This window comes from Pseudomonas sp. HN8-3 (assembly GCF_020790195.1).
GTDB lineage: Bacteria > Pseudomonadota > Gammaproteobacteria > Pseudomonadales > Pseudomonadaceae > Aquipseudomonas > Aquipseudomonas synxantha_A.
Genome location: NZ_CP086206.1, coordinates 3,208,188 through 3,233,832 on the forward strand (window position 1 = coordinate 3,208,188; position 25,645 = coordinate 3,233,832).

A 25,645-nucleotide genomic window follows, 5' to 3' on the forward strand; every position below is an offset into this window, starting at 1 on the left:
CGAGTCCCAGGTATACCGCGAGACTCAGAGGATCAGGCAAGTAATCTGGCGAATCGAACTATGGAGCATGGGGTTTGATCCGGAAAATGCGCAGGCCATTGACGCATTAACGGGTTTACGCCATGTCTGATACACCTACCAAAAGCAGTTGGGGCGCGGTGCTGGCGATGTCGCTCGCCGCGTTCGCCCTGGTCGCCTCCGAATTCATGCCCGTCAGCCTGCTGACACCGTTGGCCGCCGACCTGCACATCACCGAAGGCCAGGCTGGCCAGGGCATTTCCGTATCCGGGGTGTTTGCCCTGCTCACCAGCCTGGTGATCGCCTCGATCGCTACACGGGTGGACCGCAAGCACCTGTTGATGGCGTTGACGCTGCTGATGATTATCTCCGGCACCGTGGTAGCGTTCGCGCCCAATTACCTGGTGTTCATGCTCGGCCGAGCCTTGATTGGCGTGGCGATTGGTGGCTTCTGGTCATTGTCGGCGGCCACGGCGATGCGCCTGGTGCCGCAAGCGCAGATACCGCGGGCCCTTGCCATCGTCAACGGCGGCAACGCGCTGGCAACGGTGATCGCCGCGCCGCTGGGCAGCTTTCTCGGCGGGATCATCGGCTGGCGCGGTGCGTTCTTCTGCGTGGTGCCGGTCGCGGTGGTTGCACTGGTATGGCTGCTCGCCAGCCTGCCCGCGCTGAAAAACCAGGGTGAGGCGAAAACCGCCAATGCCTTGCGCCTGATGAAAAACCCCAAGGTGGCCTTGGGCATGTTCGCCGTCAGCGTGTTCTTCATGGGCCAGTTCATGTTGTTCACCTACCTGCGCCCGTTTCTGGAAAGCGTCACGCGGGTTGAGGTTTCTACGCTGTCGTTGATGCTGTTGGTGCTTGGCCTGGCAGGCCTGGCCGGTACGTTTTTGATTGAACGTTTCCTCAAGCACAACCTGTACCCGACACTGATTGCCATCCCGCTGATCATGGCAGGCCTCGCACTTGCGCTGGTGGAATGGGGCCATTCAACGATCATAACCACGCTATTGCTCGGCAGTTGGGGCCTGGTGGCAACCGCCGCACCTGTGGGCTGGTGGACGTGGCTGGCGCAGACCTTGCCCGATGACGCCGAAGCCGGCGGCGGATTGATGGTGGCTATCATCCAATTGGCGATTGCTGCCGGCGCCACCGTCGGCGGCGTGGCGTTCGACCTGAGCGGCTACCAGGCCACCTTTGAACTCAGTGCCGGCTTGCTGGTAGTCGCCACCCTGCTCGCCTGCCTGACGTCACGCCGTGCTGTGCAAGCTCGTGTTATCAGCGGTGCTACCTGAAAAAATGACTCGGCGTCTTGCCAAACTGTTTCTTGAACATGCTGGTAAAGGCGCTGGGGCTTTCGTAACCCAGTTCAAATGCCACGTCGATAATCTTCTGCCCTACCGCTATGCGCTCCAGCGCCAGCAGCAGCCGCGCCTGCTGGCGCCATTGGCCGAAGGTCATGCCGGTTTCCTTGCGAAACAGGCGCTGAATGGTGGTTTGATCCAACCCCAGACGTGCGCTCCAATCGGCGACGGTGGAGGCATCCCCCGGTTCGTCCTGCAACGCCAGGCAAATCTGGCTGAGGCGCGGGTCGGCAGGCTGCGGCAGGGACAACGGCAAGTCCGGTAGGATCGCCAGTTCGTCGAGGATCAGGTGCATGATCCTGGTATCGCGTGAGTCCTCGGCATACGGCGGCTTCAGGCTGACCGAGGCCTTGATCAGTTCACTCAACAGCGGCGAAACCGTCACCGTCTTCGGCTCGGCTGGCAGGTTCGGGAAGCTGTCCGGGCGCACGAACACGCTGCGCATCTTCAACGTGCCCACGCATCGCAGCGAATGGACTTGCCCGCACGGCATCCAGAAGCCACGGTTGGGTGGCACCGTCCATTGATTCAGCGCCGAATACACCACCATCACCCCGCCAATGGCATAGAGCAGTTGATGCTTGTTGTGGCTGTGTTCCGGGATCACCCAGTTTTCCGGATAATCGGTGGCCGAGCTGATGACGGCCCAATCGCCTTCATCGATCTCTTGGAGAAATTTGTCTAGGGATTTGATTGTTTCGCCCTTTTTGCGATGGTTTATGCCCGAATTTCGCGAGACAGGCATTTTCTTCGAATTTAGCATAGCTTTCGAAACAATTAGAAATGGCTGCCAGCTAAAGTACTGTCTGCCCCTGTTCGCTGCCTTGTATGGAATGCCCGCATGTCGAGCCTCACCGCGACACCCGCCGCTGCCACCACGACACCCCAGGTAAGCCCTCTGGTCATGCGCGTCCTCGGCGCCTGCGCCCTGGCGCATATGATCAATGACCTGATCCAGGCCGTGCTGCCGTCGATCTACCCGATGCTCAAGGCCAACTACGGCCTGAGCTTCACCCAGGTCGGCCTGATCACCCTGACCTTCCAGTTGACCGCCTCCCTGCTGCAACCGTGGATCGGCTATCACACCGACCGCCACCCCAAGCCCTGGCTGCTGCCGGCGGGCATGGTGTGCACCTTGATCGGTATTTTGATGCTGGCGTTTGTCGGCAACTTCCCGGCAATTCTGCTCGCGGCGGGGCTGGTGGGTGTCGGCTCGTCGACCTTCCATCCGGAAACCTCGCGGGTCGCACGCCTGGCGTCCGGTGGGCGCTATGGCCTGGCGCAGTCGACCTTCCAGGTCGGCGGCAACACCGGCAGCGCGTTCGGCCCTTTGCTGGCGGCAGCGATCATCATTCCCTACGGCCAGACCCATATCGCCTGGTTCGGCCTGTTTGCGGTGTTCGCGATCCTGGTGCTGTATGGCTTGAGCCGCTGGTACCGTCACCATCTCAATCTGTTCAAGCTCAAACAGGGCAGCCAGGCGACCCATGGCTTGTCCAAAGGCCGTGTGACTTTCGCCCTGGTGGTTCTGGCCGTGCTGGTGTTCTCCAAGTATTGGTACATGACCAGCCTGACCAGCTACTTCACCTTCTACCTGATTGAAAAATTCCAGCTGTCGGTGGCCAGCTCGCAGATGTACCTGTTCCTGTTCCTTGGCGCGGTGGCGGTCGGCACCTTCGCCGGGGGCCCGATCGGCGACAAGATCGGCCGCAAGAAAGTCATCTGGTTCTCGATCCTCGGCGCCGCGCCGTTCACCCTCGCCCTGCCCTACGTCGACCTGTTCTGGACCGCCGTACTCAGCGTGGTCATCGGTTTCATCATCGCCTCGGCGTTCTCGGCCATTGTGGTGTTTGCCCAGGAACTGGTGCCGGGCAACGTGGGCATGATCGCTGGGATATTCTTCGGCCTGATGTTCGGTTTCAGCGGGATTGGCGCGGCGTTGCTGGGGTTGCTTGCCGATAACCACGGGATCGAATACGTCTACAAACTGTGCTCGTTCTTGCCGTTGGTGGGCATCTTGACGGTACTGCTGCCTTCGACCAAAGGCGTTTGAACGAAGGCAGGTGAGTATTTACCTGATCAAACTGTGGGAGGGACTTGCGCCCGGTAAGCATAGGTATCTTCACAACTTTGGTGCGACGCCGAAACTGTGGGAGGGGGCTTGCTCCCGATGGCGGCCTCAGGGCCGATCAGGATGCTGGGTCAGACCGAGTACATATCCGTTATTTAGGTCACGGCCACGGTTGGTTCCGCTTTTACAGCGGGTCACTTTGGAAAAAAAAGAGCCCCAAAGTAACCAAAGGGCTCTTGCCCCACCACTCGGCACCTCGCCTGGGCTCGGTGTGCCCGTAATCCGACAGGGATTTGGGGGGCCGCCTCAGATCAAAAGCAGATCAAGATCAAGAGCGGCTCGCTTCGCATCGTGGTTACTGTCGTTGGCATCTACCGTCAGGTGCGTCGCGAGAACCCATTAACGACGATATACAGCAGCGGCCCTACCGACACGAACACCGCCGTCAACAGGAAATACGGGATCAACGACGCCACGGAGCGCCCTCGTCCGCGCGCGTCCCGGTACATCCACACACACGCCAGCACCGCCATCAAATACAGGTCAATCACCACCTGTGCGGTATCAGGCCGCGACATCAGCTCGCGTCCAAATGCCAGCAGTGATTGCTCGGCCGTGAGCATCGCCGCCGCCGTGTAGAGGGTAAATCCCAGCAGGGCAACCAGAGCAATATAGGGTCTGTGCATGGTCTCTTCCTTGAAGCGCAATGGTAGTCATCGCGGCCACCTTAGCTGGTTTTGTGAAATATCTGTACGTAGACTGCCGCCATCCCCCCACGTGAAGGCGGCGAAAAAACGTGATGCAAGTTACTGAAGTCTCCATTGCCCAATTGCGCGCTGCGCTTGAAGCCGGGCAGACCACGGCCGTTGAACTGGTCCAGGCATACCTGGCACGGATCGATGCCTACGATGGCCCGCAGACAGCTACGGCGCTGAACGCCGTGGTGGTGCGCAACCCTGACGCCCTGAAAGAAGCCGAGGCGTCGGATGCGCGCCGCGCCAAGGGCCAGACCCTGGGACCGTTGGAGGGTATTCCCTACACGGCCAAGGACAGTTACCTGGTCAAAGGTCTGACGGCCGCATCCGGCAGCCCGGCGTTTGCCAAACTGGTGGCCCAGCGCGATGCCTTCACCATTGAGCGTCTGCGTGCCGGTGGCGCGATCTGCCTGGGCAAGACCAACATGCCGCCGATGGCCAATGGCGGTATGCAGCGTGGCGTGTATGGCCGCGCCGAAAGCCCTTACAACGCCGACTACCTGACCGCGCCATTTGCGTCCGGTTCTTCCAACGGCGCGGGCACTGCCACCGCCGCCAGCTTTGCAGCGTTTGGCCTGGCTGAAGAAACCTGGTCGAGTGGCCGCGGCCCGGCCTCCAACAATGGTTTGTGTGCCTACACGCCTTCCCGTGGGGTGATTTCGGTACGCGGCAATTGGCCATTGACCCCGACGATGGACGTCGTGGTGCCATATGCGCGCACCATGGCCGACCTGTTGGAAGTGCTCGACGTCGTGGTGGCCGAAGACCCCGACAAGCGCGGCGACCTGTGGCGCCTGCAACCCTGGGTGCCGATCCCCAGCGTCACCTCGGTGCGCCCGACCTCATACGCCGCACTGGCCACCAGCAGCGAAAGCCTTGCCGGCAAGCGCTTTGGCGTGCCGCGCATGTACATCAATGCCGACCCCGACGCCGGCACCAGCGAAAAACCCGGTATCGGCGGGCCCACCGGGCAAAGGATCAATACCCGCGCCACGGTGATCGAGTTGTGGCAAGCCGCCCGCCAGGCGCTGGAGGCCGCCGGCGCCGAAGTGATCGAGGTGGATTTCCCGCTGGTATCCAACTGCGAAGGCGACCGCCCCGGCGCGCCAACGGTGTTTACCCGTGGCCTGGTGTCCAAGGAGTTCCTCCACGACGAACTGTGGGAGCTGTCTGCCTGGGCCTTCGATGACTTCCTGCGCGCCAACAACGATCCGGCGCTCAACCGCCTGGCGGATGTGGACGGACCAAAGATCTTCCCCCACGACCCCGGCACCCTGCCCAACCGTGAAGACGACCTCGCCGCCGGCATGGATGAATACGTGCGCATGGCCCAACGCGGCATCACACCGTGGGACCAGATCGGTACCGTGCCCGATGGCCTGCGTGGCCTGGAAGCAACCCGACGCCTGGATCTGGAAGACTGGATGGACAACCTCGGCCTCGACGCCGTGCTGTTCCCGACCGTAGCCGATGTAGGCCCGGCCGATGCCGACGTGAACGAAGCGTCTGCCGACATCGCCTGGAGCAACGGCGTGTGGGTGGCCAACGGTAACCTCGCGATTCGCCACCTGGGCGTGCCCACCGTCACCGTGCCGATGGGCGTGATGGCGGATATCGGTATGCCGGTGGGGCTGACGTTTGCCGGGCGTGCTTATGATGATTCGGCGCTGCTGCGCTTTGCCGCAGCGTTTGAAGCCACCGGCAGCAAACGCGTGATACCGCCACGCACACCACCGCTGCCCAGCGAATAAAAGCAATTCAAATATGGGAGGGTATCTACACAACTTTGCAGTCGCCAACAGTAACCACGATGCGAAGCGAGCCGCTCTTGATCTTGCTCTTGATCTTGCTCTTGATCTGCTTTTGATCTTAAGCGCCCCGTCAAACCACGCTGGCCGGAATTCGACAGGGATTTGGGGGGTAAACCGGCAGGGATGCCGGTTTAGCCGCCCCGCGCCATGGATGGCGCGTGGCGGCGCCCCCCCCAAATCCATGTCGGATTACGGGCACACCGAGCCGAAGCGAGGTGCCGAGTGGTGGGGCAAGAGCGTTTGGGTTACTTTTGCGCTTTTCAAAAGTGACCCGCTGTAAAAGCGGAACCAATAGTGGTCGTTACCGCAGCAATGGATATGTACTCGGCCTGATCCAACATCCTGGTCGGCCCTGAGGCCGCCATCGGGAGCAAGCCCCCTCCTACATTTTGCTGTATTTGCAATCAAGCACCGTGGCTTAGGGCAGCGTCACCTCGCGACGCTGCCACTCGTCCACCACATCACCCATAGTCTTGGGGACGCCATTGAGAATCCACGCCATAAAGGGGCGGTTGAACTTGAACGTCGGCCCGCACTGTTCACGCATGAAACGGCGCACGTTCTGAGTGTTTTTATAGCCCGGGGTCACCGGTGTCCCACGGGTGAGAGGGTCGCTGTGCCAGTCAAAAGCCATTTTTACCTCGGCTATGGGGTGCTGGTTACCACTCTAACCTCGAATCATCTCAGCCCATTTCAAAATTTCACTTTCCTTCCCTGCCGAAATTATTGCATGGTTGTACGACGACATACCTCGTCGTATCCACCCAACAAAAACAAGGAACACCCATGCCCAACCTCAAAGTGCTGATCGGCTTCCTGTGCCTGTTTTCCGGCTACGTCGCCGCCGCCCCTGCTGAAAAGGAAGTGGCCCAGGCAGTCGACCAGCTGACCCAAGCCATGTTGCATCTGGACGTCAAGCAACTTCACGCGCTGACATCCGACACGCTCACCTACGGCCACTCCAGCGGCAAAGTGCAGAACAAGGCGCAATTTATCGCCGACCTGCAAACCCACACCAGCGCCTTCAAGACTCTGGAAATGCAGAACCAGACCATCACCCTTAATGGCGATACCGCCCTGGTGCGCAACCACTTCCATGCCCTGGCGGTTAACAGTGGTGTGGACACGCCAACCGATATCGACAACTTCCAGGTCTGGCAGAAGCAACACGGCAAGTGGTTGCTGATAGGGCGCCAGGCTTACAAATACTGAGCACAGCTCACCACGCCACCACTTTGCGTATCGTCTCCAGGGCCCCACGCAACTGCGCCATCGGCACCGATCCCAGGGCCACGCGCAGTGCGTGGGGCACCTGGGCCGAGACTGCGAACGGTTCGGCGGTGGACACGCAAATGCCTTCGCGCTGCAAGGTCATGACGACTTGATCGGCGCGAGCCTCTTCTGCCAACGGCAGCCACAAAAAATACGATGACGGATGGCTGACATACCGCACGCCCGTCAGCACTTGGGCTGCCAGTGCCTGGCGGGCTTGGGCATCCGCGCGTTTTTGCGCCTCCAGTTGCGCCACCGTACCGTCTTCGAGCCAGGCCACTGCAATGGCACTCATCACGCCTGGCACGCTCCAGGTGGTGGCCATGATCGTACGTTCCAACCTGCTCACCCAAGCTGAAGGCGCCGCGATAAACCCTATGCGCAAACCGGCGGCGACATTCTTGGACAGCCCACCCACATACACCGTGCGCTCCGGGGCCAGTGCCGCCAACGGCGCAGGTGCATCTTCGGCGAGAAACGCATAGGCGCCATCCTCGACGATCATCAGGTTGTGCTGCCGGGCAATCGCCACCAAACGCTTGCGCTGCTCCAGGCTCAGTACCCAGCCCAGCGGGTTATGCAGGGTTGGCATGCTGTATACCGCACGTACCGGGCGCTGGCGACACAGGCTATGCAGATGGTCCAGGTCCGGGCCGGCCGTGGTCACCGGGATGGCGACGATTTCCAGGTGCAGGGTTTCGGCCAGCGCCTTGAAGCCCGGATAAGTCAGCGCATCCACCGCGATCACATCCCCAGGCTTGAGCAACGTCATCAGGGTCACCGCCAAGCCGTGCTGGGCGCCGCTGACCACCAGTACCTGCTCGGCGGACACCGTGAGTCCTCGATTCAACAAGTGCCGGGCCATGGCGGCGCGCTCATGCACGCGCCCTGCATGGGGCTGGTAACGCAGCAGTGCCTCCAGATCGCCCGACAACGCCAACTGGCGCAACGCCGTGCGCAACAGCTCGGCCTGCCCAGGCAAGGACGGGTAGTTGAAATTCAGGTCGAGCAGGCCCGGCGCCACCGTCATCTGCCCGCTGCCCTGCCCCGGCGGCAAGGTGATTTCACGCACGAAGGTACCGCGACCGGTCTCGCCACTGACCAGGCCCATGGCTTCCAACTCGCTGTACACCCGGCTCGCGGTGACCAGCGCCAAGCCGTGTTCAGCGGCCAACTGGCGATGAGTAGGCAAGCGCGTGCCGGCAGGCATTCGTCCACTGCGGATGGCCTCGGCGAAGGTATCGACCAGCGATTTGTAGCGCGCACGGGGCATCGGGATGTATCCATGACAATTTTTTGATTGTCCTAATCTTCAGCCCTAGGATGAGCCGCACGCAACCCCACTTTCGGACATACCGTCATGGAACGCATCGCCCGCTTCGGCACCCTGGATGTCAGCACTCAGGGTTGGATCAACGGTTTTATCGGCGTGGTGATTTTCAGCGGATCGCTGCCGGCCACGCGCCTGGCGGTCATGGAGTTCGACCCGGTGTTCCTGACCATGATCCGCGCCACCCTCGCCGCCCTGCTGGGGGGCTGCCTGTTGTGGCTATTCAAGCAAAAACGCCCCACCCGTCAGCAATGGGCGCCCTTGGTGATCGTCGCTCTGGGCGTGGTGATCGGCTTCCCACTGCTCACCGCCTTGGCCCTGCAATACGTGACCTCGGCCCACTCCATCGTCTTCATCGGCCTGCTGCCCCTGGCCACGGCGGTATTTGGCGTGCTGCGTGGCGGCGAGCGACCCAAGCCAGTGTTCTGGTTGTTTTCCATCCTGGGCAGCCTGTTGGTGATGGGTTACGCCTTTGCCCAAGGCTTGAGCGCCGCCCCTGCAGGCGACTTGTTGATGCTGTTGGCGGTGCTGGTCTGCGGCCTGGGTTATGCCGAAGGCGCCAAGCTGTCGCGCAGCCTGGGTGGCTGGCAGGTGATTTGTTGGGCGCTGGTGGTGTCGCTGCCGCTGGTGGCACCGTTGAGCCTGCTGCTGGCGCCTTCGACCCTCAGCGGCATTAGCCTGCCGGCGTGGCTGAGCCTGGGGTACGTGGCGCTGTTCAGCATGTTGATCGGCTTTGTGTTCTGGTACCGCGGCTTGGCCCAGGGCGGCATTGCCGCAGTCGGCCAGTTGCAGCTGCTGCAACCTTTCTTCGGCCTGGCGCTGGCCGCGGGCCTGCTGCATGAGCAGGTCAGCCTGGGCATGGTGCTGGTGACGTTCGCGGTGATCGGCTGCGTGGCCGGGGCGAAGAAGTTTGCCCGCTGACGCGTGGCCTGCTAAACAGGGAAGTCGCCTGAACAATAACAAGGACTTTGCATGACCACCGCTTCTCTCCAAGACATCACCGCGCCAGAAGGCATCTGCTACGGCTGCGGCAGCAGCAACCCCCATGGCCTGCATATCAAGAGCCGCTGGGCCGAAGATGGCGTACACGTGGTCGCCGAGCATCAACCCGAAGCCAAATATAGCGGCTGGCCAGACCTGGTCTACGGCGGCCTGATCGCCATGCTGGTGGATTGCCATTCCAACTGGACCGCCATGGCCTACCACTACCGCGCCGAACAGCGCGAACCCGGCAGCCTGCCGCGCATCGACTGCGTCACCGGCAACCTGGGGATCAAATTCATCAAGCCCACACCGATGGGCGTGCCACTGACCCTGCGCGCACGGGTCGAAGGCGACATCGGGCGCAAAAGCCGCGTGGTCTGCGAGGTGTACGCCGGTGACGTGCTCACGGCCATCGGCGATTCAGTTTTCGTACGCGTCGACACCGGGCAATTGGCCGCGGCCGCCCATGGTCGCGAGGCGTGATCCTGGTCTACAGTGACTGCAACCGCTGATCGAGGACTGCACCCATGCCCCGTCTTACCGCCAAGGACTTTGCTCCCGAACTGCTGGAACTCTACGACGGCTACGCCCACGGCAAGATCAACCGCCGCGAGTTTCTCGACCGTGCCGCGCTGTTCACCTTGGGCGGCCTCACCGCCTCGGCGCTGCTGGCAGCCCTGAGCCCCAACTACGCCCTGGCCGAACAGGTCAAATTCACCGATCCGGATATCGTCGCCGACTACGTCACCTACCCTTCGCCCAAGGGCAACGGCACGGTGCGCGGTTACCTGGTGCGCCCGTCCAAGGCTGCGGCAAAACTGCCCGCCGTGGTGGTGGTGCATGAAAACCGTGGCCTGAATCCGTATATCGAAGACGTGGCCCGGCGCCTGGCCAAAGCCGGCTTCATTGCCCTGGCACCCGATGGCCTGACGTCCGTGGGCGGCTACCCCGGCAACGATGAAAAAGGCGTGGCGCTGCAACAGACTGTCGACCCGACCAAACTGATGAACGACTTCTTCGCCGCCATCGAATGGCTGATGCACCACGACAGCAGTACCGGCAAAGTCGGCATCACCGGCTTCTGTTACGGCGGCGGCGTGACCAACGCGGCGGCGGTGGCCTACCCGGAACTGGGCGCTGCGGTGTCGTTCTACGGGCGCCAACCCGAGGCCAAAGACGTGCCGCGCATCAAGTCACCGATCATGTTGCATTTCGGGGAACTGGATACGCGGATCAATGAGGGTTGGCCGGCGTATGAGCAGGCGTTGAAAGCTGCGGGCACGACGTATGAGGCTTACATCTACAAAGGCGCCAACCACGGTTTTCACAACGATTCGACACCGCGGTATGACGAGGCAGCAGCCAACCTGGCGTGGGAGCGCACCCTGGGCTGGTTCCGCAAATACCTCGCCTAACCGCCGCCTTCCACATTCTTATTCAATACACGTCTGCAACCACCCCTTGAACGCCAACATCGCGGGTGTCTCGTTGCGTGACTGCAAACGGGTCAACCAATAACTGCCGGTCGTGATCCCCACATCGAACGGCTGGCGGATCACATCGCTTTCCAACTGGCGTGAAAACATCAACGCTGGCGCCAGGGCCACACCGCTGCCTTGCAGGGCGGCCTCCATCATCGCCAGCGAAGAGTCGAACACGATACTGCGCGGCACCAGGGTGTCTGCCGGCAACCCGGCAGCCTGCAACCAAAGGCTCCATTCATCGGCACGGTAAGAGCGCAGCAAGGTGTGCTTCAACACGTCGGCCGGGCTGTGCAATTGCTCGGCAATCTGCGGCACGCACAACACCGTCAGCGGGGCTTCCAGCAAAGGGCAGGCCTCGGTGCCATGCCAGGCGCCTGCGCCAAACCGAATGGCGTAATCCAGGCCCTCGGCAGCGACATCAACGCGGTTGTTGTGAGTGGACAGGCGCAAATCAATAAACGGATAGCGGCTGTGGAAATCCGCCAAACGAGGCAATAGCCAGCCCACGGCGAAGGTGCCGACCGCGCCCACTGTCAGCACCTCGCGGTAGTGACCGCCCTCGAACTGGCCCAGGGTGTGGGCAATACGGTCGAAGGCTTCACGCAACACCGGCAACAGGGTTTCGCCTTCGCGAGTGAGCATCAGGCCGCGTGGCAGGCGCTTGAACAGCGTGACATTGAGCTGCGCTTCGAGGCTTTTGACTTGATGGCTGACTGCGGCTTGGGTCACGCATAGCTCGATGGCCGCGCGGGTAAAGCTCAAATGGCGCGCCGAGGCTTCAAAAGCGCGCAGGGCATTGAGGGGCAGATGGGAACGCAACAAGGCTTACCCCAATTTTTCTAATGGCTGGTGCGAGATATCATCGTTTGCTCCGGGTATAAAATCCACCTAGATTTGCCACGCCTGCGCAGGCTCTGATCATCATTGCCACTTTTACATGGAAGCGAATCACCATGAAATATCAGCCAAAGTACCTGGTTTCAGCTTTGCTGCTCGTATCCGGCGGCTGTATGGCCGCCACCGATATACGCCAGGTCGTGGACAGCAACGTCAAACCCTTGATGCAACAGCAAGGCATCCCCGGCCTTGCAGTCGCGGTGGTGAACCAGGGCAAGGTGCAATACTTTAATTACGGCGTAGCCGCCAAGGACACCCAGGCCGCGGTCACTCAAAACACGCTGTTCGAAATCGGCTCGGTAAGTAAAACCTTCACCGCTACCCTTGGTGGTTATGCCCAGGCCATCGGCAAGCTCAAGCTGTCGGACACAGCCAGCCAGTACTTGCCGTCCCTGGCCGGCAGCGCGTTCGATCGCATCAGCCTGCTGCAACTGGCGACCTATACCCCTGGCGGCTTGCCGCTGCAATTTCCGGATGCAGCCGACAGTGCATCGACCATGCTGGGCTACTTCCAGCATTGGAAGCCGACTTACGCTGCGGGTGAACAACGCTTGTACTCCAACCCCAGCATCGGCCTGTTCGGCTACCTGACCGCGCAAAGCCTGGGCCAGCCGTTCAACGTTGCCATGGAGAAGACGCTGCTGCCCAAGCTAGGGTTGACCAACACCTATGTCAGCGTGCGCACGGACAAAGCCAGCCAATATGCCCAAGGCTATGACAAGCAGCAAAAACCTGTGCGCGTCAGCCCCGGCGCGCTGGACAGTGAAGCCTACGGGCTCAAGACCACCAGCCAGGACCTCGCCCGCTATGTCATTGCGAACATGCACCCGCAAACCCTGGAACAGCCCGTGCAACAGGCCATCGCCGCCACCCACGCTGGCTACTACACCGTGAACGGCATGACCCAGGGCCTGGGCTGGGAGCGCTACCCCTACCCCATCACCCTGCAAGCGTTGATCGACGGTAACTCAACACCGATGGCAATGGAGCCGCACAAGGTCACCTGGCTCAACCCGGCCCAGGCGCAGCCGGCCAACGTGTTGTACAACAAGACCGGCTCTACCGGTGGCTTTGGTGCGTATGTGGCGTATGTGCCGAGCAAGGATATGGGCGTGGTGATTCTGGCCAACAAGAACTACCCGAATGCCGAGCGGGTAAAAGTGGCCCATGCGATCTTGAGTGCGATGGATCAGTAAGGCCGAAACAATCAACAAATGTGGGAGGGGGCAATCCCTCCCACCTTACATCCCCAGCCAATGCGGCAGCGCAAGGGAAATGAACGGCAAGTAAGTCACCATGATCAGGAACACCAGCAAAATCATCAGCCACGGCATCGCCGCGCGAATGGTCTGCCCCAATGTCAGCCCGGTCACCGCCGAGGTCACGAACAGGTTCAACCCCACCGGCGGGTGCACCAGGCCGATTTCCATATTCACCACCATCACGATCCCCAGATGAATCGGGTCAATCCCGAGCTTCATCGCGATCGGGAAGAAGATCGGCGCCAGGATCAGCACGATGGCCGACGGTTCCATAAAGCTGCCGGCAATCAGCAGCACCACGTTGACCATGATCAGAAAACCAATCGGCGTCAGCCCTTCGGAGATCACCCACGCAGTGATTTCCTGGGGGATCTGCTCCGTGGTCAGCACATGGGCAAACAGCATGGCGTTGGCGATGATGAACATCAGCATGATCGACAAGCGCCCCGACTCCAGCAGCACCTTGGGGCAGTCGCGCAGCGTCATGTCCTTGTAGATGAACAGCGCGACAAACGCCGAGTACACCGCCGCCACCGCTGCGGCTTCAGTCGGGGTGAACATGCCGCTGTAGATACCGCCGAGGATGATCACCAACAGCAACAGGCCCCAGAACGCCCGGCGTGCGCAACTGAGCCACTCGCGGAACGTCGCCCGTGGTTGCGCGGGTAGCTTCTTGATACGCGCGACGATGTAGATCGCGATCATCAACATCAGGCCCAGCAACAGTCCCGGGATCACCCCAGCCATGAACAGCTTGCCCACTGAGGTTTCGGTCGCCGCCGAATACACCACCATCACAATCGAAGGCGGAATCAGGATACCCAAGGTCCCGGCGTTGCAGATGATCCCCGCACCAAACTCCTTCGGATAACCGGAACGCACCATGCCTGCCACGGCAATCGAGCCCACCGCCGCCACCGTGGCCGGTGACGAGCCGGACAGCGCGGCAAACAACATGCAGGCCAGCACCGCTGCAATCGCCAGACCGCCACGGATATGACCGACACAGGCATTGGCAAAGTCGATCAGCCGCTGAGCCACGCCACCAGTGGTCATAAAGGCACCGGACAGTAGGAAGAACGGGATCGCCAGGAAGGTATAGGCGTCGCTGGTTTCAAACAGCTTGATCGCCAGGGAGCTCACCGAGTCCTGGCTGAACATCAGGATCGACACCGCGCCGGACAGCCCCAGGGAAATCGCAATCGGCACGCCAAGGAACATGAACACGAACAACAGCAGAAACAGACAGAGCACGGCCATCAGTGACGCTCCTCATGGCTGCCGGCCAACTTGCTGGCCTCCCCGGCCTCATCGGCCAATCCCAACCCGACCTGGCGGTGGGTAAAAATGCGGTAGAAAATTTCCAGGTAGCGAATCAATACCAAGGCAAAACCGATAGGCACGATCACCACGATGTCACCGACGTCGATACCGAACTGGTCAAGGTCCTCGGCACCGATATGTGCGGTCATTACCGCACTCACCCACTTGTAGCTGGCGACCATGAACAGGCCGGCGTAGGCCAGGCAGCACAGGCAGGCGAGCATCCCGAGCAAGCGTTGTACCGGGCGTTTGGTCAACCTGACCAGCGCGTCCACGCCCAGGTGGCCGGCGGTGCGTACTCCGTAGGAAATGCCGAAGAAAATCAACCAGCCGAACATGGCCTTGGTCAGCGCCACGCTCCAGGTCATGTCCTGGGCCCAAGTCATGGTGGCGTCGCCTACCGCGTTGAAAAAGTCGCTGCTCAAGGCCCACTTGTCGGCCAGGGAAAAGAACAGGGTGTAGATGTTATTGAGCATGACGTAGACGAATGTCACCAGGGTCATGGCGGCCAGCAGGAAGGCAATAAAGCCTTCCTCCAGGTGCTCCCAGACGCGCCTTAGCGTTTGCATGGCAAAACCTCGCGAGGCAAATGAAATACCAGGGTGGAACTTGCCCAAATGTAGGAGGGGGCTTGCTCCCGATAGCAATGTGTCAGCTTGCAGATCTGTCTCTGATCCACCGCTATCGGGAGCAAGCCGCCTCCCACATTGGATCTCAGTACACCCTGGGATTATTGGTTGGAAGCGTCCGCTGCCTTGATCAGCTCAGCCCCGATCTGGCCTTCGAACTTCTGCCACACCGGGCGCATGGCTTCGCGCCAGAGCGTGCGTTGCTCGGGGGTAAGTTCGATGATCTCGCTGGTCTTGGCATCGATGATCTTCTGCCTGGCCGACTGGTTCAGCGCTTCGGCCTGCTTGTTCACCTCGACAGTGACTTCGGCCATGATCTGCTCCAGCGTGCTGCGGACATCCGGCGCCAGGCCGTTCCAGAACTTGGCGTTGGTGATCACCATGTAGTCGATCAGGCCATGGTTGGACTCGGTGAAATACTTCTGCACCTCGTTGACCTTCTGGCTTTCATAGTTCGACCAGGTGTTCTCGGTGCCATTCACGGTGCCGGTCTGCAAGCCCTGGTAAACCTCGGCAAAGCTCATCTTGCGCGGGTTGGCGCGGATCGCCTTGAACTGCTCTTCAAGCACGCTGGAGGCTTGCACGCGAAACTTCAGGCCACGGGCGTCCTTGGGTTCGTGCAGGGCCTTGTTGGCGGAGAGTTGCTTGAGGCCGTTGTGCCAATAGGCCAGGCCGAGAATGTTCTTGTCCTGCATTGCAGTCAGCAGTTGCTTGCCCTGGGCGGCCTGGAAACGGTCGACGGCAGCCAGGTCGTTGAACAGGAACGGCAGGTCGTAGATCTGCACCTGTTTGGTGTACTGCTCGAACTTGGCCAGGGACGGCGCCAGCATCTGCACGTCACCCAACAGCAACGCTTCCATTTCCTTGCCATCGCCGAACAGCGACGAGTTGGGGTACACCTCGACCTTGACCTTGCCGGGCAGGCGTTCTTCGGCGAGCTTCTTGAACAGCAGCGCGCCCTGGCCTTTGGGCGTGTTCTCGGCCACCACGTGGGCGAACTTGATCACAATCGGGTCAGCCGCCTGGGCCAGGCCCGCGGCGAACAAGGTGGCGGCGCACAGCAGCGCCCGAGAGAGCTTGAGCATGGGAAATCACCTTCTTATTGTTGTGTTGTAAGGCAAAGTGCCTGATGTGCTGCATATTGAGAATTTCGAATTTTAGATACCTGCGTTCGGCCTGGCCGAACACCAACCTCAAGGAGCATGTCGATCCTGTGGGAAGGCTTATCCAGTCAGGGTTGGGCAGCCAGCAGTCTTTGTGCCCGCAGCAACACCGGCGCATCCAACATCTGCCCATCAATCTGATAGGCCCCTGCCCCATGGGCACTCGCCTCCACTACCCGCTTGGCCCAGGCCAGGTCTTCAGCGCTGGGCGCCAACGCCTGATGAATCACCGGAACCTGCTTGGGATGGATACACAACGCCCCGGCAAAACCCATTTCATAGGCGTGCCGGATCGAACTGCGCAGGCCCTCAGGGTCGTCGATGGCCGGATGTACGCCGTCCAGCGGTGCCACCAGATCGGCGGCGCGCGAATGCACGATCAGTGACAGGCGCGCCTGGTCGAGGGCAAACTCAGCAGCGCGGGAATGGCTGCTCAGGTTCAGATCCAGGGCCAGGTCCAAGCCACCGAACGACAGCCGCTCTACCAGCGGAGCATGGGCAATCTCGGCCACCGCCAACAAGCCGCGAGCGCTTTCGATGATCGGCCAGATGGGTTTGCCGGTGGCAGCCACTACGGCGACCTGGGCTGCGCTCTCGACCTTGGGGAGCAGCACACCCGCGACATTTGCATGAGCCTTGCAGAACGCCACATCCTCAAAATGCTCGACGTGTTCCGGCGCATTGATGCGCACCCACACCTGAGCCTCGGGGTGGGCCTGCAGGAACATCCCCAGATTGTCCCGGGCCTGGCGCTTGAGCGGCTCTTCCACGGCGTCTTCAAAATCCACAATGACTGCGTCGGCGCCGCTGGCCAAGGCTTTGGCGAACCGCTCCGGGCGGCTGCCCGGCACAAACAACGCTGAACGAACTAAAGGCTTTGGCATCGCACACTTCCTGATCAGATAACGCCGCGCGCACGCAGGCTGTCGATGGCTTCACCGGAATAACCCAGCTGGTCGAGAATGCCCTGGCTGTGTTGCCCCAGTGCCGGCACACCATCCATGCGCGGGGTAAACGCGGCGTTACGCGCTGGTGGCAGCAGCGAGGGCAACGGCCCGGCCGGGCTGTCGACTTCACGCCAACTGTCGCGGGCCTTGAGTTGAGGGTGGGCCCATACGCCTTGCATATCGTTGACCCGCGCGCTGGCGATCTGCGCATCCTCCAGACGCTGAATCACCGCCTCGGCGTCCAACCGGGCAAAACTGTCCACGATAATCTGGCGCAGCGCCTCGCGGTTGGCCGAACGCTTGAAGTTGGCGCTGAAACGTTCGTCCGTCGCCAGCGCCGGGGTGAGCAGTACCTTGTCGCAGAACGCCGCCCACTCGCGCTCATTCTGCAACCCGAGCATCACCGTGCCGCCATCACCAGTGGGAAACGGCCCATAGGGGTAAATCGTTGAATGTGCTGCGCCCGCACGCGGGGGCGGCGGCGCGCCGTCGAAGGCGTAATACATCGGGTAGCCCATCCACTCCACCAGGCTTTCCAACATGCTCACATCGATACGGCTGCCCTTGCCGGTCGTGCCCCGCAGCAGCAACGCCGAAAGAATGCCGCTGTAGGCATACATGCCCGCGGAGATATCCGCGATGGAGCAGCCGGCCTTGGCCATCTGCTCATCACCCGGGCCGCCAGTCACCGACAGGAAGCCGCCTTCGCTCTGGATCAGCAGGTCGTAGGCTTTCTTTTTCTCGTAGGGCCCGCCTTCGCCATAGCCGGAGATATCGCAGACGATCAGCCTTGGAAAACGTTGATGCAGTGCCTCGAACGACAAGCCCATGCGCGCCGCCGCGCCGGGTGCAAGGTTTTGCACCAGCACATCGGCATCGGCCAGCAGCGCTTCAAGGATGGCGCCCGCCTCGCCCTGCTTGAGGTCCAGGGTCAGGCTTTCCTTTGAACGGTTGGTCCAGACGAAATGCGATGCCAGGCCGCGCACGCGTTCGTCATAACCTCGGGCAAAGTCACCGGCACCGGGGCGCTCGACCTTGATCACGCGGGCGCCGAGATCGGCCAATTGGCGGGTACAGAATGGCGCGGCAATCGCGTGTTCCAGGCTGACAACCGTGATGCCGTCCAGCGGTCGTTGATTACTCATGACAAATCCCTCAAAGCCAATGGGCCATGGACACGGTGTTACGCAGGTTCCATACCTGCTCGATCAGGCCACTGGCCTGGGCGGGGGTACGGGCGCCGCTGAAGTGAGTCAGGCGCTGGAACTTATCCGCCAGTTCGGCGCGGCTCAAGGTGTTGCCCGGGTCGCCCTTGGGCTCGTCGATGGCGCCGTGCAGCGTGCGGCCATCGGTGGTGGTGACGGTGACGCGGCCCAGCCAGCGTTGCGGGTAGGCAGCATCGACCTCGGGGTCGAGGGTCATGCTGACCTTGTCGCGAAACGCCGCGACCGCAGGGTCGGTCAACGCCAGCTGATGGAACTCGGGCAACCCGGCTTTGCCATGCACAGCGATCAGGCCAAGCACGGTGCCCATGGAGAATTTGGCCTGGTGCACGGTGGCCGGCACCGTCACCCGGCCGAGCACATCGATGGCGCCTTGATGCACGCGGGTTTCCACTCGGGAGATTTGCGCCGCGCTCAAGCCTTCACGCTGCATCACGTCCAGTAGCGCATCCGCAGCGGGATGGGTGTGGCGGCAGGAGGCGTGGAACTTGAACGAGGTTTCCACCAGCGCCCAGCGGCTACCCAAATCAGCGGACAACTTGCTAGGTTCTGAATCACTCGACATGCCCGCCGCCAAGCCTTGATCGCCTTCAAGGATATTGCGCGCACCGGTCAATCCATCGGCTGTCAGGTAAGCTGCCAGCAAGCCATCCGCTGCGGCTTTGGCCGTGTGCAGTTGCTTGGAGTCGGCGGCATCGCGCAAGAACTCCCACAGCCCTGCCGCTTGAGTGCCGGCACTGCCGAGCAGGTTGATGAACTGTTCCTGGTTGAAGTCGAGCAATTTGCCCACGGCGACCGCCGCCGCCAGGGTGCCGACGGTGGCCGTGGTGTGGAAGATGCGGTAGTGCGAGCGGCCCAGGAACTCGCCGATGCGAATCCCGGCCTCATAACCGGCCACCGCAGCCAGCAACAGATCGCGACCCGATTTGCCCAGGTCCTGGGCGGCCGCCAGCGCGGCGGGAAACACCACCGTGGCCGGGTGCAGCACCGAACTGTTGTGCAGGTCATCCTGCTCCACCAGGTGCGACGATGCCGCATTGACCAGTGCCGCAAAATACGCGCTGCTGCTGGCGCCGCTGACGATCACCTGGGCCGGGCCGCTGCTCGGCCCCATCTTCTGCGCATAGCGCTCGAACAGGGGAATCGGGTGTGCGCTCTGGCTGGCCAGCGCCGAGGCGAGCCAATCCAGATACAGCTCCTCGATGCGATCCAGTACGTGCTCGGGCAACTGCGAGTAGGTCAGATCAGCGAGGAATTGGCACAGGGCTTGGGTATGACGCATGCTCAGGCCCTCAGAAACTGCGTGGCAGTTCGAGCAGGTGCTCGGCCACGTAGGACAGGATCAGGTTGGTGGAAATCGGCGCCACCTGGTACAGGCGCGTCTCGCGGAATTTGCGTTCCACGTCGTATTCGCAGGCAAAACCAAAGCCACCGTGGGTTTGCAGGCAAGCGTTGGCTGCCTCCCACGACGCCTTGGCCGCCAGGTACTTGGCCATGTTGGCGCTGGCCCCGGCGTTCTTGCCGCTGTCGTATTCCTCGCAGGCACGCCAGCGCATCAAGTCGGCCGCTTCGATCTCGATATGCGCTTCGGCAATCGGGAATTGCACGCCCTGGTTCTGCCCGATTGGCCGGCCAAACACCACGCGGTCGCGAGCATAGGCGCTGGCCTTTTCGATAAACCAGCGGCCGTCGCCGATGCACTCGGCGGCGATCAGGGTGCGCTCGGCATTGAGGCCATCGAGGATGTATTTGAAGCCCTTGCCCTCTTCGCCAATCAGGCTGTCGGCCGGCAATTCCAGGTTGTCGAAGAACAGTTCGTTGGTCTCATGGTTGACCATATTGGCGATGGGCTGCACGGTCAGGCCGTTACCGATGGCCTCGCGCAGGTCGACCAGGAAGATCGACATGCCTTCGGACTTTTTCTTCACCTCGGCCAAGGGTGTAGTGCGCGCCAGCAAGATCATCAGGTCGGAATGCTGCACTCGCGAGATCCAGACTTTCTGGCCGTTGATCACGTACTTGTCGCCGCGTTTGATCGCGGTGGTCTTGATCTTGGTGGTGTCAGTGCCCGTGGTGGGCTCGGTGACGCCCATTGATTGCAGACGCAGTTCACCGCTGGCCAGCTTGGGCAGGTAGAAGCGCTTTTGCGCCTCACTGCCGTGACGCAACAGGGTGAACATGTTGTACATCTGGCCATGCACGGTGCCGGAGTTACCGCCGCAACGGTTGACCTCTTCGAGGATCACCGACGCTTCGGCCAGGCCCAGGCCGGAACCGCCATACTCTTCGGGGATCATTGCCGACAGCCAGCCGGCATCGGTCAGGGCCTTGACGAAGGCTTCGGGGAAGCCTTCGTCTTCGTCGATCCTGCGCCAGTAGGCGGCATCGAACTCGGCGCACAAGGCGCGCACGCCTTCGCGGATGGCATTGAGTTCTTCGTTGTCATTGGGGTTCATGCGCGGCTCTCCGCCTGTTGTTCTTGGGTTATTCGAAATGCACCTGGGCGGTCTGCGCCAGACCTTCAGCGTTGCCGGCCCAAAGTTCTGCGACGCCGGTTGCGCTGATGCGCCCGCCTACTTCAAACGGCTGCGGTGCAATCAACGGGCGCACGCCGCGATAGATGAAACGGCGCAGCGTGGCTTCAGGGTGCGCCCGGCAGAACGCGCGCAGGCTCAAGGTAGCGATCAGTGGGCCATGCACCACCAAGCCGCTGTAGCCTTCAGTGGCGGTGACATAGGGATAGTCGTAATGGATGCGGTGGCCGTTGAAGGTCACGGCGCTGTAGCGGAACAATAGGGTTGGTGTCGGTTCCACCGCTTCTGTCCATTCGCCCCGGACCAGGGCATCGCCGCTGCCGGGTTTGGGCGGCGTGGGCTCGCGATAGACGATGTCCTGTTCCTCGCGGATCGCCAGGCGCCCGGCCTGGGAATAGTCGTGGCGCACCGTGACAAACAACAGCGAACCGGTGCGACCGGTCTTTTCTTCGACCTGAGTGATGGTCGACACGCGGGTCGCCGCCTCGCCGGCTCGCAGCGGGTGCACAAACTCGATACGCCCACCGGCCCACATGCGATTACGGTTATCGGCCGGTGGCAAGAACCCGCCGCGAGCCGGGTGGCCATCGCTGCCCAGGGCCGACTCCGGCAGCGGGTCCTGGAAAAAGCACCATTGCCACAATGCGGGTACGGCTGCACCGTCGGCAGGCCCCCCTTCACCGAACGTGGCGGCGATGCGCTTGAGCAGGTTATGGCTCAGGTGATCGTGGGCAGTCTCGCTTCGGCCGATCCAATCAGTGGCGCTCATCGGGTGCAGATCCTCAGGCAGTGGGTGTCTGCTGCCGATCATGCAAGGGCCTGCCCGTTCTGAGAATTTGCATTTCAATAAACCAGCGTTCGGTTATGCTGAACGCTGCCACCCTGTACCGGGAGTCTTGCATGCACTTTGATCTCGCCGACCTGCGCCTGTTTATCCATATCGCCGAATCCCCCAGCCTGACCCAGGGCGCCAAGCGCGCGTTTCTGTCGCCGGCCGCCGCGAGTGCGCGGATCAAGGCCCTGGAAGGTCAGCTCGACACCCGCCTGTTGTACCGCGACAGCCGTGGCGTGGAGATCACCCCGGCGGGCGAGCGCCTGTTGCACCATGCGCGATTGATCATGCGTCAGGTGGACTACCTGAAAAGCGAGTTCACCCAATACGGCGTGGACTCAGCCGGGCATATCCGCATCTTCGCCAACACCACGGCGGTCACCGAGTTCTTGCCGGAAGTGCTGGCGGGCTTTTTGTCCCAGCGCCCAGGCGTGACCGTCGACCTGCAGGAGCGCCTGTCTCGGGACATCGTGCGCGGCGTACTCGATGGCACCAGCGACATGGGCATTATTGCCGGTCCCGTGGAAGCTGCTGGCTTGCAGGTGCTGCATTTCAGTACGGATGAATTGGTGCTGATGGTGCCCGTCGGGCATCCCTTGGCCGATCAGCCTTCGGTCACCCTCGAACAAACCCTCGCCTACCAGCATATCGGCCTGCATGAAGGCAGCACGCTGCTGAGTTTCCTGCGCGAACACGTCGAGCGCCTGGGCAAGCAGTTGTCGCTGCGCATCCAGGTGTCGAGCTTCGAGGCGATCTGCCGGATGGTCGAGGCCGGCGTGGGCATCGGGATCATTCCCGAGTCCGCCGCCCAGCGCCACAGCCGCACCATGCAGTTGGTGACGGTGAAGCTGGACGAGCCTTGGGCGATTCGCGAGCGCAGCATTCTGGTGCGCGAGTTGGAGGCATTGCCGGGGACCATTCGGGCACTGATCGCCACATTGATGCCCTGATCCTGTAGGCGCGAGCAAGTTCGCTCCTACAGTTGGCCGTTAACAGTCTTTGACAGTTTCCCGACAAAGCACTCAAAGATTCTCAGCCCCCGCCGCCCTAGCATTTCAGCATCCAAATCATCATTCGGGTGCTCTTGATGTTTCGCAGACTGCGCGGTATTCCGCTATTGGGTTGCCTGCTGAGCAGTATCGGTTGCCACTCGCAACCGCCTGCTCCGCCGCCGATTCAAAAAGGCGATTACGGCGCGATCATCCGTTACCTGCAAACACGCATACCCCGGGAGATGGTCCGGGAAAATGTGGCAGGCTTGTCGATTGCCCTGGTCAATGGCCAGGAGTTGATCTGGGCCCGTGGCTTTGGCCTGGCCGACAAGGCCCAGGGCGTGCCGGTTACGCCCAACACGGCGTTTCGCGCCGGGGGGATTTCCAAACTGATCACCGCCACAGCGGCGCTGCAGTTGGTGGAGCAACAGCGCCTGGCACTGGATGCACCGATCCAGCAAACCCTGCGTGAATTTTACGTACGCTCGCGCTTTCATGACGACCAGGCCGAAGCAGATCGCGCCATCACGTTACGGCGTTTGCTCAGCCATCAATCCGGCCTGCCCAGTGAGCACCTGCGTGACCTGCACAGCACCTATGCCATGGGGCAGATGCCGATGCGCGTGTCGGGCGTATGGCTGAGCAGCCCGCCCGGTTTTCAGGTGGCTTATTCCAACCTCGGCTATTCGCTGGTGGGTGCCGCCATCGAGCGCAGCAGCGGCAAAAGCTTCGAAGCCCAGCTACAAAGCAGCCTCTTGACCCCCTTGCACATGAACCAGGCCAGTTTCCTCGGCACCGGCGCGCAATTGAGCTTTCGCGCCCTGGGTTATGAGGACGGCAACACCAGCACCGACGCGCAGGTACGCGACCTTGCCGCCGGTGGCCTGTGGGCCAGCCCCAAGGATCTGAGTCACTACGTGCAGATGTTGTTTGCCAAAGGCACCTACAAGGGCAACCGCGTGCTGGGCAGCGCTTCAATAGATCAAATGTTCACCCAGCAAAACACCGGCAACGCCTTGGATTTTGACTGCCAGATGGGCCTGGGCTGGTTTCTGGCGCCATGCGGTGACGAGCCGATTGCCCCCGGTGTGCGTACTTACCAGCACAGCGGCGGCGGCGATGATTTCGCCGCCCAGGTGACTCTGCTGCCGGACCAGCAACTGGCCGTGATCATCATGGCCAACGACAGCAATGCCGAAGAGATGGTGGTGTCGCTGTCCATCGACAGCCTGCGCCTGATGCTTGAGGCACAAACCGGCGAGCGCCCCTGCGCCGACGACTGCCAGGCTCCCAGCCACGGTCTGAAACTGCGCCACGTGCCAGCGGCCGTCGACCGCAAGCGCCTGGCCGGGTTCTACGCGACCCCCTGGGGCGTATTCCGTATCAAGGATGACCGTGAGCGCCTGGCTGGCGAACTGGCCGGCTACACCTTCGACTTGTTGCGCGATGACCAGGGCTGGCTGCGTGCGCAGAAAAAGGTCCTGGGTTTTTGGCTCAAGGACCTGGGCGACCTGGGTCGCATCCAGCTTGATGTAGTGACGGTACAAGGCCGGCAGATGCTCACGGCCCGCAGCCACGGCCAACGCATTGCTATCGGTGAGCGCATCGAGCCGCCGACCCTGTCTACGGCTTGGGCCGACACCATCGGCACCTATCAGGTACTCAACAGCCATGAACCCGACGCACCGTTGAGCGGCATCAGTGTGCGCCTGGAAGACGGCTTCCTGGTGATACGCGGCCAATTGCACGACGAGCCTCTGACTGACTACATCCTGCTGCCGGTCGACAACGCCCACGCGGTACTCGCCGGCACCGGCTATGGCCTGGGCGACACCGTCAGCCGCCAGGTCAACGGGCTGAGCGCTTCGGGTTATTCCTTCAAACGCACCCAGTCCCCCCACACACCCTTGAATTTCTAACCTGGAGAAACACCTGATGCACGCAAAAAACCTGTGCCTGTCAGTGACCTCACTGTGCCTGCTTGCCGCCGCCGACACGGCGCTTGCCGAAGACTGGCAATACAGCCTCAAGGCCGGCATAGCCAACGCCCCCCGCTACAGTGGCAGCGACGAACGCATGACGGCGCCTGTGCTGGGCGGCAAAATCATCAGCCCTTGGGGCGTCTTCCTCGACACTGATACGGGCCTGGGCTGGGGTTATGAAGGCAATGCCTTGAGCTTCAGCGCATACGTTGGCGCAAGCGATTCGCGCAAGGATAAAAACGAAAGCATGCATGCCGGCTCCAAACGCCTCAAAGGCATGGGCGAGATCAAGTCACGCCCGCAATTGGGGGTGAGTGCCGCCTACAACCTCGGCGGTGTGATCATTGGCGCCACCCTGGAACATGCGCTTGAAGAAGATAAACACAAGGACACCGGCAAGGCTTTTACCCATCTGGAGTTGAGCCTGGGGACCAATCTCTATGAAGGCCGTTACGGTTCCGTCGATACCGCCATCAACAGCCACTTTGGTGACCGCGACTACCTGCAGACCTGGTACGGCGTGACCACCGGCCAAGCCGCGCGCAGCCGCTTCAAGGCATACAAGGCCAGCGGCGGCAATATCAGCAATGGCATGAACCTTACGTGGAGCTTGCCAATCAGCGAGCACACACAGTTCTCGACGCTGCTGGATGTGCAGTACCTGGCGGATAAAGCGGGCAAGAGCCCGATTGTGGAGCGCCGCTTGCAGACGTCGGTGATGGGGATGGTGGAATACACCTTCTGATTCAAGTTGGTAACCCAATCAAAATGTGGG

General features: G+C 61.5%; 24 protein-coding genes. 11 read left to right on the forward strand and 13 right to left on the reverse strand.

What is annotated here, in order from left to right; all coding sequences use genetic code 11:
• The first annotated feature begins 122 nt into the window (after positions 1-122).
• Entirely contained in the window at positions 123-1,310 is a 1,188-nt protein-coding gene (locus LJX92_RS14080) for an MFS transporter (RefSeq protein ID WP_228308431.1), read from the forward strand.
• Here the strand turns inward: LJX92_RS14080 and LJX92_RS14085 are convergent.
• Positions 1,303-2,124, reverse strand: a complete 822-nt coding sequence (locus LJX92_RS14085) for an AraC family transcriptional regulator (RefSeq protein ID WP_032880875.1) — start codon at positions 2,122-2,124, stop codon at positions 1,303-1,305. The two genes, LJX92_RS14080 and LJX92_RS14085, sit on opposite strands and share 8 nt — an antisense overlap.
• Positions 2,125-2,220: 96 nt before the next feature.
• Between LJX92_RS14085 and LJX92_RS14090 the strand changes: the two genes are divergently transcribed.
• A complete protein-coding gene (locus LJX92_RS14090; protein ID WP_078821240.1) occupies positions 2,221-3,432 on the forward strand; it encodes an MFS transporter in 1,212 nt (403 codons plus the stop codon).
• Between the two features lie 395 nt (positions 3,433-3,827).
• On the opposite strand, the gene LJX92_RS14095 is transcribed toward LJX92_RS14090, so the two are convergent.
• On the reverse strand, positions 3,828-4,136 hold the full coding sequence (locus LJX92_RS14095; RefSeq protein ID WP_228308432.1) for a DUF2834 domain-containing protein: 309 nt from the start codon (positions 4,134-4,136) through the stop codon (positions 3,828-3,830).
• A gap of 110 nt (positions 4,137-4,246) precedes the next feature.
• Between LJX92_RS14095 and LJX92_RS14100 the strand changes: the two genes are divergently transcribed.
• Positions 4,247-5,956 (forward strand): amidase, encoded by a 1,710-nt coding sequence (locus LJX92_RS14100; RefSeq protein ID WP_032880872.1) that lies wholly within the window; start codon positions 4,247-4,249, stop codon positions 5,954-5,956.
• Between the two features lie 478 nt (positions 5,957-6,434).
• Here LJX92_RS14100 and LJX92_RS14105 read toward each other — a convergent pair whose 3' ends face one another.
• Positions 6,435-6,650: a DUF6434 domain-containing protein gene (locus tag LJX92_RS14105; RefSeq protein ID WP_032880871.1), complete on the reverse strand. Its 216-nt coding sequence runs from the start codon at positions 6,648-6,650 to the stop codon at positions 6,435-6,437.
• Positions 6,651-6,802: 152 nt separating this feature from the next.
• Between LJX92_RS14105 and LJX92_RS14110 the strand changes: the two genes are divergently transcribed.
• The gene (locus LJX92_RS14110) at positions 6,803-7,228 is read left to right on the forward strand and encodes a nuclear transport factor 2 family protein (protein ID WP_032880870.1); all 426 of its coding nucleotides are present in this window, start codon (positions 6,803-6,805) and stop codon (positions 7,226-7,228) included.
• A gap of 7 nt (positions 7,229-7,235) precedes the next feature.
• Here the strand turns inward: LJX92_RS14110 and LJX92_RS14115 are convergent, their stop codons facing one another.
• Positions 7,236-8,561 carry a PLP-dependent aminotransferase family protein gene (locus LJX92_RS14115; RefSeq protein WP_228308433.1) on the reverse strand — a complete coding sequence of 442 codons (1,326 nt, stop codon included), beginning with the start codon at positions 8,559-8,561 and terminating at the stop codon, positions 7,236-7,238.
• Between the two features lie 87 nt (positions 8,562-8,648).
• Between LJX92_RS14115 and LJX92_RS14120 the strand changes: the two genes are divergently transcribed.
• From LJX92_RS14120 to yghX, 3 genes are read left to right on the forward strand one after another with little or no spacing between them, the layout of a single operon-like run.
• Entirely contained in the window at positions 8,649-9,539 is an 891-nt protein-coding gene (locus LJX92_RS14120; protein WP_078821236.1) for a DMT family transporter, read from the forward strand.
• Positions 9,540-9,590: 51 nt separating this feature from the next.
• Positions 9,591-10,085 carry a PaaI family thioesterase gene (locus LJX92_RS14125; protein ID WP_103735007.1) on the forward strand — a complete coding sequence of 165 codons (495 nt, stop codon included), beginning with the start codon at positions 9,591-9,593 and terminating at the stop codon, positions 10,083-10,085.
• Positions 10,086-10,129: 44 nt separating this feature from the next.
• Positions 10,130-11,017 carry a YghX family hydrolase gene (yghX, locus tag LJX92_RS14130; RefSeq protein WP_228308434.1) on the forward strand — a complete coding sequence of 296 codons (888 nt, stop codon included), beginning with the start codon at positions 10,130-10,132 and terminating at the stop codon, positions 11,015-11,017.
• An 18-nt stretch (positions 11,018-11,035) separates the two neighbouring features.
• Here yghX and LJX92_RS14135 read toward each other — a convergent pair whose 3' ends face one another.
• On the reverse strand, positions 11,036-11,908 hold the full coding sequence (locus tag LJX92_RS14135; protein ID WP_148853937.1) for a LysR family transcriptional regulator: 873 nt from the start codon (positions 11,906-11,908) through the stop codon (positions 11,036-11,038).
• A gap of 131 nt (positions 11,909-12,039) precedes the next feature.
• Between LJX92_RS14135 and ampC the strand changes: the two genes are divergently transcribed.
• Positions 12,040-13,179, forward strand: coding sequence for a class C beta-lactamase (gene ampC, locus LJX92_RS14140; RefSeq protein ID WP_032880862.1), 1,140 nt, complete (start codon positions 12,040-12,042; stop codon positions 13,177-13,179).
• A 45-nt stretch (positions 13,180-13,224) separates the two neighbouring features.
• On the opposite strand, the gene dctM is transcribed toward ampC, so the two are convergent.
• The 8 genes from dctM to LJX92_RS14180 all read right to left on the reverse strand — a co-directional run bounded on the left by dctM (position 13,225) and on the right by LJX92_RS14180 (position 21,833).
• A complete protein-coding gene (gene dctM, locus LJX92_RS14145; protein ID WP_032880861.1) occupies positions 13,225-14,505 on the reverse strand; it encodes a C4-dicarboxylate TRAP transporter large permease protein DctM in 1,281 nt (426 codons plus the stop codon).
• The gene (locus LJX92_RS14150) at positions 14,505-15,137 is read right to left on the reverse strand and encodes a TRAP transporter small permease (protein WP_032880859.1); all 633 of its coding nucleotides are present in this window, start codon (positions 15,135-15,137) and stop codon (positions 14,505-14,507) included. Before LJX92_RS14150 ends, dctM begins: the two co-directional genes overlap by 1 nt.
• Positions 15,138-15,298: 161 nt before the next feature.
• Positions 15,299-16,282, reverse strand: coding sequence for a TRAP transporter substrate-binding protein (locus LJX92_RS14155; RefSeq protein ID WP_005787905.1), 984 nt, complete (start codon positions 16,280-16,282; stop codon positions 15,299-15,301).
• 146 nt (positions 16,283-16,428) lie between these two features.
• Positions 16,429-17,244 (reverse strand): HpcH/HpaI aldolase/citrate lyase family protein, encoded by an 816-nt coding sequence (locus LJX92_RS14160; RefSeq protein ID WP_228308435.1) that lies wholly within the window; start codon positions 17,242-17,244, stop codon positions 16,429-16,431.
• A gap of 14 nt (positions 17,245-17,258) precedes the next feature.
• Complete coding sequence (locus LJX92_RS14165) at positions 17,259-18,452, reverse strand: CaiB/BaiF CoA transferase family protein (RefSeq protein WP_223018867.1); 1,194 nt, start codon at positions 18,450-18,452, stop codon at positions 17,259-17,261.
• A gap of 10 nt (positions 18,453-18,462) precedes the next feature.
• Entirely contained in the window at positions 18,463-19,812 is a 1,350-nt protein-coding gene (locus LJX92_RS14170; protein WP_228308436.1) for an MmgE/PrpD family protein, read from the reverse strand.
• Between the two features lie 10 nt (positions 19,813-19,822).
• Complete coding sequence (locus LJX92_RS14175; RefSeq protein WP_228308437.1) at positions 19,823-20,986, reverse strand: acyl-CoA dehydrogenase family protein; 1,164 nt, start codon at positions 20,984-20,986, stop codon at positions 19,823-19,825.
• A gap of 28 nt (positions 20,987-21,014) precedes the next feature.
• Positions 21,015-21,833: an FAS1-like dehydratase domain-containing protein gene (locus LJX92_RS14180; protein ID WP_228308438.1), complete on the reverse strand. Its 819-nt coding sequence runs from the start codon at positions 21,831-21,833 to the stop codon at positions 21,015-21,017.
• A gap of 131 nt (positions 21,834-21,964) precedes the next feature.
• Here LJX92_RS14180 and LJX92_RS14185 point away from each other — a divergent pair, with 131 nt between their 5' ends.
• From LJX92_RS14185 to LJX92_RS14195, 3 genes are all read left to right on the forward strand, one after another.
• Positions 21,965-22,846 (forward strand): LysR family transcriptional regulator, encoded by an 882-nt coding sequence (locus tag LJX92_RS14185; protein ID WP_032880850.1) that lies wholly within the window; start codon positions 21,965-21,967, stop codon positions 22,844-22,846.
• A gap of 137 nt (positions 22,847-22,983) precedes the next feature.
• The gene (locus LJX92_RS14190) at positions 22,984-24,807 is read left to right on the forward strand and encodes a serine hydrolase domain-containing protein (RefSeq protein WP_228308439.1); all 1,824 of its coding nucleotides are present in this window, start codon (positions 22,984-22,986) and stop codon (positions 24,805-24,807) included.
• A 16-nt stretch (positions 24,808-24,823) separates the two neighbouring features.
• Positions 24,824-25,615: a MipA/OmpV family protein gene (locus tag LJX92_RS14195; RefSeq protein ID WP_078821230.1), complete on the forward strand. Its 792-nt coding sequence runs from the start codon at positions 24,824-24,826 to the stop codon at positions 25,613-25,615.
• Positions 25,616-25,645 lie beyond the last annotated feature (30 nt).